The organism is Bacillus sp. 196mf (genome assembly GCF_003217275.1).
GTDB lineage: Bacteria > Bacillota > Bacilli > Bacillales > Bacillaceae_G > Bacillus_A > Bacillus_A thuringiensis_S.
Genome location: NZ_QJTG01000019.1, coordinates 35,032 through 49,799 on the forward strand (window position 1 = coordinate 35,032; position 14,768 = coordinate 49,799).

Below are 14,768 nucleotides of genomic sequence, written 5' to 3' on the forward strand. Positions count from 1 at the left end.
AGTATGGCATAAGAAACATAATGTTATAAAAGAAAAAGCATCGAACATCGATGCTTTTTCTCTACTTCACTTTATTTTTTTCCAACATCCTTCTCAATTTCATCACTTGTCACGTCTAAAACATCTAGTAAGAAAATGAAGATTGGAATACCGATAATCAGTCCCCATACACCTAAGAAGTGCTCTGAGAAAATTAATACCATAAAAGTATAGAAAATCGGTAAATTTGTTTTTTGCGACATAAACTTCGGATTTAATACGTAACTTTCAAGCGCATGAATCACTGTTACGATAACTAAAATATAAACAACGTACATAATACCGCCAATATTGTAAGCAATCATACAAAGTGGGAATAACGAAATGATAACCCCCGCTACTGGAATTAATCCAAGCAAGAAAATCATTAATGCTAAACCTAATAATTGCGGGAATCCTAATATCCATAGTGCAATCACGGATAAAACACAGTTAACAACTGCAATTAAAAATTGTGCTTCGATTACCTTTCCGAATGAACGTGCAAATTTCTTACCGAAGTACTCAATTTCAGTATAGAAAATTGCAAGCCTGCTTTCTTTAAACTTTGCAGTAAAACCAACAATACGAGATTTTTCTAGTAAGAAAAACAAACTCAAAATTAAAGAAAGTAAAACTTGAAGACCAAATTTACCAACATTCGTAATTGATTTATACAAAATGTCTACGCCTTGTCCTACATATTTAGAAAGCTCCATATGATTGACAGCATTAACTGCATACTTAATTAGTTCACTATCTGGTGGGTTTCTTAAAAATACATTGAATTGGTAAATCAATTGTGAAATTTGTATCGTTAATACTGGTAAATATTTAAATAGCGTAATAGCAATTCCACCAATTAACATTACATATAGAAATGCTATAATAATTTTTCGATTAATAGGCATGAAATGATCTAATTTGCGGGAAATAAACTTTTGGAATCGATCCATTAAATACGTGAGAATAAACGTAATTAATATTAAATTCAACATACTTTGCAGCCCGTATAACACGAGAGCAAGTATTACTAATACGAGTAACCTCTGAAATCCTTTGCTTTGAAACAGGTTTTTTATTTGCATAATCGACGAATACTCTCTCCTGTCCTATAAACTAAAACGTTAATAAGTAGATTTCTCTCTCTTTTCTACTTTTAATTATTCATTCATATTAAGATTTTTATAAACTCATTATATGCCTACCTTAACAGGTATATAGTAGCTTACTTCTTATTTTACAATACAATGACCTAATTCAAAACGTATTCTACATAGTATTAATGAAGATTTAAGGAAACTTACATTTTTTTAAATAGGTCTTACCACTACTGTAACATAAAAAGCAAGCTATCAGTAGAAATCTGTCCTACAAATAGCTTGCTTTTCTTATTTTTTAAGTAAGTTTTACTATCCAATGAATGGCATGAACATCGGGATGACAACTACTGTTACAACCCCAACTACCGTTACAGCAATACTTGCCATCGCTGCCTCTACCTCACCCATTTCAATTCCTACTGCAACTCCTAATGCATGGCCCGCTGTTCCAAGTGCTAAACCTTTTGCAATCGGATGTTTCACTCTAAATGTTTTTAAGAATAATGCTCCTAATGCGTATACGATAACTGCGTTGAAAATAACCGCAAACGATGTAATTGCAGGAATACCACCGATACTTTCTGAAATTGGTAACGCAATTGCTGTTGTTGCTGCTTGTGGTAGCATTGAATTCATTACTGCTGTATCTAAACCGATTGCTTTTGCAACAATGAACACGACAATTACTGAACAAATAGATCCAACCACGATAGCTGATAAAATTTGCCACCAATATTTTTTCAACTTATCAACTTGTTTATATAGTGGGATAGCGAATGCAATTGTTGCTGGCTCTAAGAAGAAACTAATCATTTTTCCACCAGTATTATATTCTTCAAAAGTAAAGTTACCTACCTTTAGAAAGACAATCCCTAATACCATCGCTACGAATAATGGTGTAAATAGGAAGAACCCTTTTGAATGCTTGAATAATAATGTTCCGATTCCGTATGCGATTAATGAAACGACGATTCCGAAATATGGAGTCATTGTGCTTGCCATGTTCATTACCTCCTAACAATATATAAATTCAATGGTTACGCAACCTTTCCGTGCTTGCGTCCTTTATTTACTATTTTCAATTCTTTTGTATCTTCTGTTTCTTTTTCATCTTTTCCTAAAATGAATTGTGCAAATAATCCTGTTACAGCGAGTAAAATAACTGTTGCTACAACAATTACAGTTAAAATTTGTACAAAGTATTGCCCCATTACACCAAGAGAATTAATAACTGAAATACCTGATGGGACGAAAAGGAATCCGATAATACCGGTTAAAGCTGTTCCAAGTGATTCAACTTGCTCCAATTTAATTACTTTTAAACATAATAGACTAAATAAAATAACTAACCCGATTACCGATGAAGGCATTGGAATTGGTAAATGCGTTGCAATAATATTTGAAATTAACATAATAGCTGAGAATATAAATGCTTGTGATAAGAAACTATATACTTTTTTCGTACTCATTTTGGCCACCTCTTTCGATTTGGTACCTTTATTGTATAGGATATAAACACTAAAGTAAGCGTTTACATAACGGAACGTCAAATATACAGAATCAGTTACAAATATAAAAGGATGAAATACAAAAGCTGCTTCTTAAATACGAAGCAGCTTCTTGAGTTCTTTTGCATATGTACGGCTAACAGGTACTTTCGATCCTTCTTTCATGATTAAATTATAAGTAGAATTGAACCATGGCTGAATCTCAGTAATATGATTAATATTCGCAATAAAGCTACGATGGATGCGCATGAAGCTTGCTTGTGGTAACTTCTTCTCTAAAATTACAAGTGTATCATGTGTTACATACGTTTCCCTCATTGTTTTTACTGTTAATTTCCCATCTACAAGCCCTACATATATAATGTCTTCAATATTCACGAGTACGATTGATTCTTCAATTGGTAATGCTAATTTATGCATCTCTGCTGCTACATCTGTCCCCTTTATTTCGTGCTTCGTTTCTATTTGCGCTTGTTTTTGTTTTTTATACTTCTTTAATGTTTGCACAATACGTTCTTCATCAAATGGTTTTAAAATGTAGTCTAACGCATCTACTTCAAATGCTTGCAGCGCATATTGATCATAGGCAGTAGCAAATACAATTGCAGGTGGATTTTTCATCTTCTTTAATATATTCGCGATTTCAAATCCGTTATCATCGGATAATTGAATATCTAAAAACACAATATCTGGTCTACTTTGCATTAGTTCTTCTAATGCGTCTTCCACACAATCAGCCTCACCAACTATCTCAACTTCTTTCGTTCTCTCTAATAAATACTTTAGTTCATCACGTGCTAACATTTCATCGTCAACTACTAATACTTTTAACACCCGGCTCTTCCTCCCCTACTTTTTTTGGAATAATAAAGGTAATCTCCGTCCCTTTATTTAATTCACTTTCGATATGAAGCATCGTTTCTTTCCCAAATAACCCAATAAGACGTTCATTAATATTATATAAAGCTGTTCCAGTCCCTTTCTTTGATGAAACTACCATCTTTCCTAATTGTTCTAAACGTTCTTCCTCAATTCCCTGTCCATTATCTTTTACTTCAAAGTGAACCATACCCTCTTTTTCAAAAACATGCACTTCCACTTCGCATATTGGTTGCTTCTTCGGAAAAGCATGTCGCAGTGCATTTTCAACCAATAGTTGAAGAACAAATGGTGGTACTAAAGTTGTCTTTAGCTCATCCTCAATATACATCTTTACCTCATACTTATTTGGGAACCTTGCTTGTTCTAATGATAAGTATGCCTGTACGTGGTTTAATTCTTGCTCTAGTGGAATCAATAACTGACGTGCCCCTTGCAAATTACAACGAAAATACACGCTCAGCTGTAATAATAACTTCCTTGCTTTTTCTACATCTGTTCGGCATAAAGCTGATACTGTATTAATCGCATTAAATAAAAAGTGCGGGTTAATTTGTGCTTGTAATGCTTTTATCTCCGCATCTTGAAGTAATTTACTTTGCAACTCAGCTTCTCCTAACTCTAACTGCGTGGAGAATATCTTTGCTAACCCCTCTGCTAATTCTTCTTCAACGCGACTTAACTGGTTAGAATTTTTGAAATACAGTTTTAATGTACCTATCGTATTTCCATGTGAAGTTAGTGGAATAACAATAGCGGCTTGTAAGGGACAGCTTTCATGTTGGCAATTAATAACCTCACGTGATTTCGCCTTCATTATTTGTCCTGTATGTAAAACCTCTTTTGATAAACCAGTTATTAAACTATGTGAAGGAATATGGTGATCTGATGCTAATCCAACGTGCGCTAATATTTTCTCTGTATCTGTTAAAGATACCGCATCCGTTCCTGTAAAGCGGTGAATAATTTGTGCCACATGCTTACACGATTCTTCTGTTAAACCTTGACGAAAATACGGTAACGTTTTATCAGCAATACGCAATACTTTATGAGTCTGAAGTGCTTTTGCATTCTCCTCCTGACGCAAAATAGCTTGTATCATAGAAAGTAAAATAAAACTTCCAAAACTATTTACAAGAATCATCGGTATCGCTATTGTTTTCACAACGCTAATTCCATCCTCTATAATTAATAAAATCATAACCATTTCTAAAGATACGATAAAAACACTTAAAACTGCTGAAAACTTAGGAGTAATTGTACGATTATATTTTTTGAAAATATATCCGATATAACCAGTTATAATCCCCGCTAAAATAGAAGAGATTGCGCAACTTAGCGCTGTCGTACCACCAAGCATATAACGATGAATACCAGCAATAAACCCTACTCCAACCCCTACGATAGGGCCACCAAGTAAGCCACTAATACCAACACCCATAATACGCGTATTCGCAATTGTACTTGACGAAGAAACACCTTGTAACCAATTTTCATTCATAATCGTATTTCCTGCTATTTCAATCCCAGTGTAATTGCTTACAATTGTAAATACCGAAAAAATACAAATAAGCTTAAGCTTATCTACATAGCCATCCTGTTTATGAAGGAGACGTCTGAAAGTTTTAATATGAGAGAGTAAAAATCCTAAAATAACTATAAGTCCGACTCGTTCAATCATCATGAGTACTAAATTTAGCATCTTTGATTCATTCCTTTTTATTTAGTTAGTTTTATTATGGGAAAATAATGAAGTCGGCGTCAAGAAGAACGAAGTATTTTTTGAAATATTTTACACATAATAACTTCCTCTTTATTTGACAATACAATAGAAGAGTGCTAAAAATAAAGTAATATAATACAGTCCTTTAACCCAACCCCGTGAGGTTGAGAAGGAAGTCGGAATACAATATACGTATGTTCTTTTTTGGGGATACGTATGCTTTTTTGGCCTTCTCATCATATCAGGTGAGAAGGCCTTTTGTTATTCTTCCATAGCGACTGTAGAAAATAAGGAGGAGTAATAATGAACGTCACTACTGATGTACAACAAATAACAGAGGAGACGAAAGCGAAAAGATATAAAACATTATTTGGTTCTGCGCTAGGATATGCAGCAGAAGGTTTAGATATGTTGCTATTATCTTTCGTACTTGTCTATATTTTAAAAGAGTTTCACTTAAGTCCTGTTGAAGGTGGAAACTTAACATTAGCTACCACAATAGGGATGTTAATTGGTTCTTATTTATTTGGATTTATTGCTGATTTATTTGGACGTATTCGTACAATGGCCTTCACAATCTTACTGTTTTCACTAGCAACCGCACTCATTTATTTCGCAACAGACTACTGGCAATTATTAATTCTTCGCTTTTTAGTTGGAATGGGAGTTGGTGGTGAATTCGGAATCGGAATGGCCATTGTAACAGAAACATGGTCTAAAGAAATGCGCGCTAAAGCGACATCTGTTGTTGCACTTGGATGGCAATTTGGTGTACTGGTTGCTTCACTCCTTCCAGCATTTATTGTCCCGCATTTTGGATGGAGAGCCGTTTTCTTATTTGGATTAATTCCAGCTTTACTAGCTGTCTATGTCCGTAAAAGTTTAAGTGAACCGAAAATATGGGAGCAAAAACAACGCTACAAAAAAGAACTATTACAAAAAGAAGCTGCAGGTAAATTAACACCTACTGAAGCAGAACAACTAAAACATATAAAAAAATTCCCACTTCGAAAGTTATTTGCCAGTAAAAAAGTAACAATCACAACAATCGGTCTTATTATTATGTCATTTATCCAGAACTTCGGATATTACGGAATCTTCACATGGATGCCAACTATTTTAGCAAATAAATATAACTATACATTAGCAAAAGCAAGTGGCTGGATGTTCATTTCTACCATCGGTATGCTAATTGGAATTGCAACCTTTGGTATTCTAGCTGATAAAATTGGTCGTCGTAAAACTTTTGCAATTTATTATATTGGCGGTACAGTATACTGTCTCATTTACTTCTTCTTATTCACAGATTCAACATTATTATTATGGGGAAGTGCATTGCTTGGATTCTTTGCAAATGGAATGATGGGAGGATTTGGGGCAATTTTAGCTGAAAACTATCCTGCTGAAGCTCGCTCTACCGCAGAAAACTTTATTTTCGGTACAGGACGTGGATTAGCTGGATTTGGGCCTGTTATCATCGGCTTACTCGCTACAGGTGGCAACCTACTTGGAGCATTGTCCCTGATTTTTATCATCTACCCAATCGGGTTAATTACAATGCTACTATGTGTACCAGAAACAAAGGGAAAAGTATTAGATTAAACGTAAAAGAGGAAGCATCTCATTTAAGATGCTTCCCCTTTTACGTTTTTATTTATTTTGATTTACTAGCCTTCTGAAATAAGAATGCAGTTTTATCTTCTTCTTTTACAATACCTTGTTTTAATGCTAATTCTCCCGCAACTTTAGGCGCTAACCATAGCATCGGGAATAACAAAATTGATACCGGAACTGCCGTCACTACGATAAACGATTGTAGCGCATTAATACTTCCTTCACCCATATATAAAAGAATTGCTGCAACTGCTCCCATAATAAGCGACCAAAAAATTCGCAAACTAATTCTAGGATCTCCGTCTCCAGTCACTGCCATTGAAATGGAATACGCCATTGAATCTCCTGTTGTCACTACAAATAAAATTGTTAATAAAAGAAATGCTGGTCCAATAATATTAGAAAGTGGCAATTGTCCTGTAATTGCAATCATAGCTGCCGGCATACCAGATTCACTTAATGCATCCGAGATAGAACCAGGATTCATTAACTCATAAAACACACCTGATCCACCTAATATAGTAAACCAAAACGTTGTAATAATAGGTGCGATAATTCCAATTGCAACGATGATTTCTCGAATCGTTCTCCCTCTTGAAATTCGACTCACTAAAATTGCCATCATTGGTCCGTATCCAATAAACCATCCCCAGAAAAATATTGTCCAAGATCCTAACCAACTTGTATCACCACGGTATGTGCTCATCGGTATAAACTCACTTACATAAAATCCAAACGAAGAAACAAACGAATCAATAATAAATCCACCTGGCCCAAATAGTAATATGAATGCCATTAACAAAATTGCTAATCTAACATTTAAATTACTTATAATTTGAATCCCTTTATCAATACCTGTTACTGCCGATATGGTAGACACGGCCACTACACAAACAATAATTGCTAATTGAGTAGTAAATACATCAGAAATTCCAAATAATTCTTGTAACCCATAACTTGCTTGTAAACCTAAAAATCCAATTGGGCCAATTGTACCTGCAGCTACTGCAATAATTGCAGCTGCATCAATTATCGTTCCAAGCAGGCTCTTTCTTAATTTTTCCCCAAAAATAGGATATAAAAGCGTTCGAGGTTTTAGCGGCATACCTTTATGATAATGTCCATACATCATAACTACTGCACTAATTGTACCTAAAATCGTCCATGCTAAAAATCCCCAATGCATATAACTTTGTGCTAAAGCAGGCATAACTGCTTCTTTCGTTCCAGCAGATATACCATCATGTATTGGTGGCACCGTCATCAAATGGTACATTGGCTCTGCTGCTGCCCAAAAAACGCCACCTCCGGCAAGTAAGGTAGACATAATAATAGCAAGCCATTTTGCCGTACTAATCTCAGGTTTTTCTAATCCCCCAAGTTTAACTCTCCCATATTTGGAGAACGCCATACACATCGCAACAATAAATGTACCTAATAATAAAACTTGCCAGAAGGCACCAAAATATTTAATTGAAAAAGCGAAACTGTTATTAATCGCACTCTCTACATAATCCTTGTTCAAAAAAACTGCAATTACAAATAATAAAAGTGAACCACCGCTAATAATAAATACAGGCCAATCAGTTTTTCGACTCTTCATCCTCATTTACACTTCCTCCTTCCTCAGCAATCTAAAAAAACAACTTTATTATGTTTTATTGTTTAAACCCAAAACACAATAATTATATATGCATAACATTTTATCGACTTCCCACATACTTATGTTGTCCCTAAAAATATGCCAAATCCCTTATTAAAAAGAAAGAATCTCTTCCTCTTACATAAAAAAGCAAAACAAAAGACCTTATATTTCTATAAGGTCTTCGAAACAGAAATTTGATTATAACATAAGGAACTCCTTGGTTCAAAAAGCCTCTTCCAAAAATAACCGAGAGTAAAGGCTTCCATTTGCTACATAACAGTAATTAAAAAAAATTATATTTCACAGAAAAAACCTACACTAAATATCATTTATGAAAGAAATTTGGCTTCAAAATTTCATTCGGATACGGTTTATGATAAATGTGGGTGGTAGCTGGAGATAATGGTGGAATAAGCCATACCCAATTACCTGTTACAACACGACCACAAGCAGCTTCTTGCTTCTCAAATTGCTGAAATTGTTGTGCAGCAGTATGATGATCAACAATACTAACTCCTTGTTTTTTAAAAGAGTGTAGTACGGCAATATTCAACTCAATTAGCGCCTTATCCTTCCATAACGTACCGTTTCTCGATGTATCTAAATCCATCATCTCCGCAACAGCCGGAAGTAAATTATAACGATCATGATCCGCTAAGTTGCGCGCCCCAATTTCTGTTCCCATATACCATCCATTGAACGGAGCGGCTGTATAAGAAATACCGCCAATTTCTAAGCGCATATCTGAAATCATTGGAACCCCATACCATTTTGCTCCAAGTGATGAAATAGGGTATTCTGGGTGTTCAATTGGCACTTCTTTTACTTCTTTCCTCGGAATTTCTTTATATGTAGGCGCCTTCCCGTTTATAGAAAATACAAGTGGCAATACATCGAAATTCGTACCTTCTCCTTGCCAGCCAAGCTCCTGACAAAAGTCCGTAAATGTAGCGGAATGCGAGTCACCGATCACTCCCATTTCTGTTTTATATCCTGCATATCGAATCAATTGGTGATTATAAATTCGTATATTATTTTCCTCACCTTGATATTGCTTAAAAATCGTAATAGTTGGTTTAATTTTCCCCTCGTTCGTTGCATATTTAATATGATGAATTAATGCATTATATACACCCTCTTCATCATTTACTTCGCGCGCATCTAATATGTGCATCTTACTCCAAAATAGTCTTCCAATACATCTATTACTGTTACGCCATGCCATTCGTGAACCATGAACAAGTTCTTCAAATGTATGCTCATATGTCCCTGTCTTCTCTATCTCAATTTGAATTTCTTTTATACGTTCTTCTATCAATTGTTCTTTATGAAGCTCCTTATAACAAATCGTAATAAAATTACTTGCTTCCTCTATTAATTGTTTCGTTTTACTCATAAACAATCTCCTTCTATTTCAACAAAACCTTGCTACTTTACAGTATAAGCAAAAAGGATAGGAGTCACAAATGAAATTGAGAGTGTTACTTTTATTGTAATATTTTTCAGAAAATTAACAGACTTACTATTGACTTATATGGAAAATGGGTGTATTTTTGACTCAGGTAAAGTATTTTTACCTAGACCAACTTTTTTAAATAGAAAGGAGGTAATGTTATGTCTTCATTTCAATTGCCAAAGCTTTCATATGACTATGATGAACTAGAGCCACATATCGATAGCAATACACTTTCCATTCATCATGGAAAGCACCATGCGACATACGTAAACAATTTAAATGCTACTTTAGAAAATTATACTGAATTACATAATAAATCTTTAGAAGAATTACTATGTAATTTAGATGCTTTACCGAAGGAAATTGTTACATCTGTAAGAAATAACGGTGGTGGTCACTATTGTCATAGTCTTTTTTGGGAAGTGATGAGCCCACGAGGTGGCGGTGAGCCTAATGGAGACGTTGCAAAAGTAATTGATTATTATTTCAATACCTTTGACAACTTAAAAGATCAACTTTCCAAAGCAGCTATTAGTCGTTTTGGAAGTGGCTATGGATGGCTTGTTCTTGACGGTGAGGAACTCTCTGTTATGAGTACACCAAATCAAGATACGCCTTTGCAAGAAGGGAAAATCCCCTTACTCGTAATTGATGTATGGGAACATGCTTATTATTTAAAGTATCAAAATCGGCGCCCAGAGTTTGTTACCAATTGGTGGCATACAGTAAACTGGGACCAAGTAAACGAGAAGTATTTACAAGCAATTCAATCACAAAAACATTAGTCGTATGTATAAGGTAAATTTGGTAATGTAAAATCAGTATTGTCGAAATCCTCCAGAATCCCCCGGATTGCCACCGGGGGATTTATGATTACTTCATTGTATTTATATAATGTTTTAAAACATTTTTTATTTCTAGTTTCAGCTCTCGGAACAAAAATCCAAATTTACGAGCCTTTCCATTATGTAACGTACAGTTAGTTACCTCATTATAAGGAGCTATATTTTCTCCAGCTTCCTGGATGAGTGCTTTTATTCCCGTCTTCTCTTCTATGAAATGAATAATTTCTTCCGTAGAAACTACCCCGTTACTACAGGCGTTAATTGGTCCTTTCACATTTTCCATTCCGCACCAAGCTAGAAACTCTCCTGCCTCTTTTTCATGTATAAATGACAAAGTTCCATCTACATGATCCACAACGATAGGTTTTTGGTTCACAACACATTCAACGTAAAATTGTAACCTCTTCGTATAGTCATTTTCTCCAATAACAACTGGAAAACGCACTGCAACGACTGGGAATGTTGCATATTGAAATAAAACCGCTTCGGCTAATCGCTTTCCTTCACTATAATTAAAATCATTTCTATCTCCATATGTAATTGCATATTCGTATGGATTAAAGTCCTCTTCTAACAAACTTAATGCAGGTTCATAGACAGCCATTGAAGATGTCATAATATACTTCTTCGTTTTTCCTTTCAAAACTTCACATACCATTTTCGCTGCATTTGAACTATAGCATAAATTATCGTATACAATATCATAACTTTTTCCTTCTAGACGCTCTTCTAGTAGCTTTCTATCTTCTCTATCGACAATTATTCTTTTTACTGCGCTACCAAAAGAATCTTCAGTGACTCCCCTTGTGGCAATTGTTATATCGTGTCCAGCTTGCAAAAGGTACTCTACTAAATGTTTACCAAAAAACCTTGTTCCTCCTAGCACCAACACTTTCTTCAATTTCATCATCCCCATTTTCATGATTTATGAGATACCACCTCTTTTATTATAAAACGCTAATATATAAAAAAGCATGAAATCAGTTTAACGATTCCATGCTTTTATGCAGATCATATATTAACGTACTCGATATTTATAAATACAATAACAGAAGTACAAAATAGAAATTACTGATACATAAACCCATAGTTCATATACGAATCCCTCTCCCCATACTCCCATAAAATAAAATAGTGAAGGTAAAGTCAATGTTACCCATGATTGTACGAAGGCAATCCTTCCAAGATATTGATTGATGTTCTTCTTTTGTGTATTTAATACAAAGAATAAATACCAAAGTAATGCCCACATAAACCACGTTAATGCATTAACAACATCATGGAATTGAACAAATGAAACAACCATATAGAATAAAGCAATAATTGCTACCCAAATACAAAACCATCCTAGACCACTACTATCCATTCCTTTTATAAAAGTAACACCTACATATAAATAAGTTAATCCAAATAAGAAAGTAGCCGCATATGAATACACTGTCCAATTGCTTTGGTCAGAAATCATGATCAAATAAAACGGAATAATAATTTGTAGTGCACCCACAAATAAATTAAAAACACCCGCACTTTTCATCTCTGCTTTCCCTAATATAACAAGACTATTTAAAAATAAAGCTGCCCCTGAAAGTAATAATCCTATATAACCCATATATATTCGTGTGAAAATCTTTACCTTTCACACTTTTAACCTCCCCACACTATAAAGTGATACTGATATTATTTTTCTTCCCATTTAAAACTACATACATAATTTTTTATCTGAATAAGTCAGACCTCCTACCTCAAAAAAGAGGAAACTTAAAACGCTTTCAATAATAAATAATCCTATCAAAATATGAAATAGGATTCCTTGATTATAAACGGACTCTAGCAATGATACAAGTGTTGGAATACTTTTCAATAATACGCTTTCAATTTCTATAAAAAATTAATAAAATAATACATTCCTCTATCTCATTCTACTATCTTCTAGCATAAGATATTGTAAAATCATATCATTTAAAACAGCAAACGTTCTTTTCTAGGTTCGCTAATAAACCTAATAAAAAATGACCTCTTGCTTTTATGCAAAGGTCATTTTTTTATTCATCATTAAACTTCTAAATAGCCATTTTTATTATTTGATTGCCATTTCCAAGAATCTGCACACATCTCTTCTAATCCGCGTGTTGCCTCCCAGCCTAATTCACGCTTTGCTTTAGATGCATCAGCAAAACACACTGCCACGTCACCTGGGCGACGCTCTGTAATTTTATACGGAACTTTCTTGCCCGAAACTTTTTCAAACGCTTTAACCATCTCTAGTACACTATAGCCCATGCCTGTGCCTAGGTTATAAGCATCTACTCCTGTTGTATTCAGTACTTTCTCAAGCGCCTTTACGTGACCATTTGCTAAGTCCACAACATGAATGTAATCACGGACTCCCGTTCCATCTTTCGTTGGATAGTCATTTCCGAATACACTTAATTCTTTTAACTTACCTACTGCTACTTGCGTTACATATGGCATTAAGTTATTTGGAATTCCATTTGGATCTTCTCCAATACGCCCACTCTCGTGTGCACCAAATGGATTGAAATAACGCAGTAACGCGATACTCCATTCTGCATCTGCAAATGCTACATCACGCATAATTTGCTCAATCATTAATTTCGTTTGACCATATGGATTTGTTGCACTTAATGGAAACTCCTCCGTAATCGGTGACGTTTCCGGGATACCATATACAGTTGCAGATGAACTAAAGATCATCTTCTTAACATTATGTTTCTGCATTACTTCACATAGCACTAACGTGCTTGTAATGTTGTTATGATAATATGTTAATGGAATCGCTACTGACTCCCCTACAGCTTTAAATCCTGCAAAGTGAATAACTGCGTCAATTGCATTTTCTTCAAAAATTGCGTCAAGCACTTCATAATTTAAAATATCTTCTTTATAAAACTTAAATTGTTTTCCTGTTATTTCTTTGACTCGATTTATAGATTCTACCGAGCTATTCGAAAGGTTATCCACTACTATAACTTCGTAACCGCTATTTAGTAATTCTACGCATGTATGACTACCAATATATCCTGCTCCACCTGTTACAAGTATTGCCATAATTATAGTCCTCCATATTTCATTCATTATAAACTTCTCAAAGTATATCACATATTTCTTATCCTATGTTTAACATGCGAACACATAAACTTACATTTTATCCCATAATAATTTTATAACATATACGATTCTAATCAGGTAATAAAAAAACGCCACATAATTTTTATTATGTGGCGTTTTTTTATTAAATTACGTAACAATATACACTTAGAAAATGGGCAAGACTACCTAATAATACAAAAACATGAAAAATTTCATGATGCCCCATATATTTAAACTCTAACCATTTTGGCTTTGTTCCATAAATAAATCCACCAATTGTATAAAAAATGCCTCCAAGTACTAAGAAAATAATGCCTCCTGTACTTAAATTCTCAGCTAACGGTGCAAAGAATAAAACAATTAACCAACCCATCGTAATATAAATTGCTGTCGATAACCATCTTGGACAATTAAACCAAAACATTTTAAATACAATGCCACAAATCGCAGTTGCATAAACTAAACAAAATAATAGTAAACCACTTGCTGAATTTAATGTAATTAAGCAAAAGGGTGCATATGTACCTGCAATTAATATAAAAATCATAGAGTGATCAAGCTTTCGAAAGAAATAAATAACTCGTTCACTGGCTACCACACTATGATATACAGCTGATGCTGTATACAGAACCATCATTCCGATGCCAAACAAAATAACAGCTGTAATTGCCGCAAAAGATGGCATCTTAATAGAAACTTTTACAAGCATAGCTAATAATGCAATAAATGATAATACAGCTCCCCCCAAGTGGGTAAAAGCATTAACCGGTTCCCTTATATAAGCATTCATATAAACACCCCTCATATAATTACATGTAGTTTCGATAACTACATGTAATTATATACGCATTATTATTAGAGGTCAA

13 protein-coding genes are annotated in these 14,768 nt (G+C 34.4%); 2 read left to right on the forward strand and 11 right to left on the reverse strand.

The features are described 5' to 3' along the window. Positions 1-71: 71 nt before the first annotated feature. From ATL10_RS21975 to lytS, 5 genes are all read right to left on the reverse strand, one after another. A complete protein-coding gene (locus ATL10_RS21975) occupies positions 72-1,106 on the reverse strand; it encodes an AI-2E family transporter (RefSeq protein ID WP_097924439.1) in 1,035 nt (344 codons plus the stop codon). A 324-nt stretch (positions 1,107-1,430) separates the two neighbouring features. Next, positions 1,431-2,123, reverse strand: a complete 693-nt coding sequence (gene lrgB, locus ATL10_RS21980) for an antiholin-like protein LrgB (protein WP_000168869.1) — start codon at positions 2,121-2,123, stop codon at positions 1,431-1,433. 35 nt (positions 2,124-2,158) lie between these two features. Next, positions 2,159-2,590 carry an antiholin-like murein hydrolase modulator LrgA gene (gene lrgA / locus ATL10_RS21985; RefSeq protein WP_053563271.1) on the reverse strand — a complete coding sequence of 144 codons (432 nt, stop codon included), beginning with the start codon at positions 2,588-2,590 and terminating at the stop codon, positions 2,159-2,161. Positions 2,591-2,722: 132 nt separating this feature from the next. Beyond that, positions 2,723-3,463, reverse strand: coding sequence for a LytR/AlgR family response regulator transcription factor (locus ATL10_RS21990; RefSeq protein WP_097924427.1), 741 nt, complete (start codon positions 3,461-3,463; stop codon positions 2,723-2,725). Next, positions 3,441-5,210: a two-component system sensor histidine kinase LytS gene (gene lytS / locus ATL10_RS21995; RefSeq protein ID WP_000933592.1), complete on the reverse strand. Its 1,770-nt coding sequence runs from the start codon at positions 5,208-5,210 to the stop codon at positions 3,441-3,443. Before lytS ends, ATL10_RS21990 begins: the two co-directional genes overlap by 23 nt. 324 nt (positions 5,211-5,534) lie before the next feature. On the opposite strand from lytS, the gene ATL10_RS22000 reads away from it, so the two are divergent. Continuing rightward, entirely contained in the window at positions 5,535-6,833 is a 1,299-nt protein-coding gene (locus tag ATL10_RS22000; protein ID WP_016513283.1) for an MFS transporter, read from the forward strand. A 52-nt stretch (positions 6,834-6,885) separates the two neighbouring features. On the opposite strand, the gene ATL10_RS22005 is transcribed toward ATL10_RS22000, so the two are convergent. After that, a complete protein-coding gene (locus tag ATL10_RS22005; protein ID WP_001242450.1) occupies positions 6,886-8,454 on the reverse strand; it encodes a BCCT family transporter in 1,569 nt (522 codons plus the stop codon). Between the two features lie 361 nt (positions 8,455-8,815). Then, positions 8,816-9,886: a nitric oxide synthase oxygenase gene (locus ATL10_RS22010; protein ID WP_090978335.1), complete on the reverse strand. Its 1,071-nt coding sequence runs from the start codon at positions 9,884-9,886 to the stop codon at positions 8,816-8,818. A gap of 218 nt (positions 9,887-10,104) precedes the next feature. On the opposite strand from ATL10_RS22010, the gene sodA reads away from it, so the two are divergent. After that, entirely contained in the window at positions 10,105-10,731 is a 627-nt protein-coding gene (gene sodA / locus ATL10_RS22020; RefSeq protein ID WP_110497538.1) for a superoxide dismutase [Mn], read from the forward strand. Between the two features lie 88 nt (positions 10,732-10,819). Here the strand turns inward: sodA and ATL10_RS22025 are convergent, their stop codons facing one another. From ATL10_RS22025 to trhA, 4 genes are all read right to left on the reverse strand, one after another. Beyond that, on the reverse strand, positions 10,820-11,713 hold the full coding sequence (locus ATL10_RS22025) for an NAD-dependent epimerase/dehydratase family protein (RefSeq protein ID WP_000781720.1): 894 nt from the start codon (positions 11,711-11,713) through the stop codon (positions 10,820-10,822). Between the two features lie 96 nt (positions 11,714-11,809). After that, on the reverse strand, positions 11,810-12,400 hold the full coding sequence (locus ATL10_RS22030) for an AmiS/UreI family transporter (protein ID WP_000540540.1): 591 nt from the start codon (positions 12,398-12,400) through the stop codon (positions 11,810-11,812). Positions 12,401-12,843: 443 nt separating this feature from the next. Then, positions 12,844-13,860, reverse strand: a complete 1,017-nt coding sequence (gene galE, locus ATL10_RS22040; RefSeq protein WP_000996538.1) for a UDP-glucose 4-epimerase GalE — start codon at positions 13,858-13,860, stop codon at positions 12,844-12,846. Between the two features lie 184 nt (positions 13,861-14,044). Continuing rightward, a complete protein-coding gene (trhA, locus tag ATL10_RS22045) occupies positions 14,045-14,692 on the reverse strand; it encodes a PAQR family membrane homeostasis protein TrhA (RefSeq protein ID WP_000995320.1) in 648 nt (215 codons plus the stop codon). Between the last annotated feature and the right edge of the window lie 76 nt (positions 14,693-14,768).

Coding starts and splice junctions, on each gene's coding strand:
- ATL10_RS21975 (WP_097924439.1), bottom strand. CDS start 1,106: ATGCAAATAAAAAACCTGTTTCAAAGCAAAGGATTTCAGAGGTTACTC.
- lrgB (WP_000168869.1), bottom strand. CDS start 2,123: ATGGCAAGCACAATGACTCCATATTTCGGAATCGTCGTTTCATTAATC.
- lrgA (WP_053563271.1), bottom strand. CDS start 2,590: ATGAGTACGAAAAAAGTATATAGTTTCTTATCACAAGCATTTATATTC.
- lytS (WP_000933592.1), bottom strand. CDS start 5,210: ATGCTAAATTTAGTACTCATGATGATTGAACGAGTCGGACTTATAGTT.
- ATL10_RS22000 (WP_016513283.1), top strand. CDS start 5,535: ATGAACGTCACTACTGATGTACAACAAATAACAGAGGAGACGAAAGCG.
- ATL10_RS22005 (WP_001242450.1), bottom strand. CDS start 8,454: ATGAGGATGAAGAGTCGAAAAACTGATTGGCCTGTATTTATTATTAGC.
- ATL10_RS22010 (WP_090978335.1), bottom strand. CDS start 9,886: ATGAGTAAAACGAAACAATTAATAGAGGAAGCAAGTAATTTTATTACG.
- sodA (WP_110497538.1), top strand. CDS start 10,105: ATGTCTTCATTTCAATTGCCAAAGCTTTCATATGACTATGATGAACTA.
- ATL10_RS22025 (WP_000781720.1), bottom strand. CDS start 11,713: ATGAAAATGGGGATGATGAAATTGAAGAAAGTGTTGGTGCTAGGAGGA.
- ATL10_RS22030 (WP_000540540.1), bottom strand. CDS start 12,400: ATGGGTTATATAGGATTATTACTTTCAGGGGCAGCTTTATTTTTAAAT.
- galE (WP_000996538.1), bottom strand. CDS start 13,860: ATGGCAATACTTGTAACAGGTGGAGCAGGATATATTGGTAGTCATACA.
- trhA (WP_000995320.1), bottom strand. CDS start 14,692: ATGAATGCTTATATAAGGGAACCGGTTAATGCTTTTACCCACTTGGGG.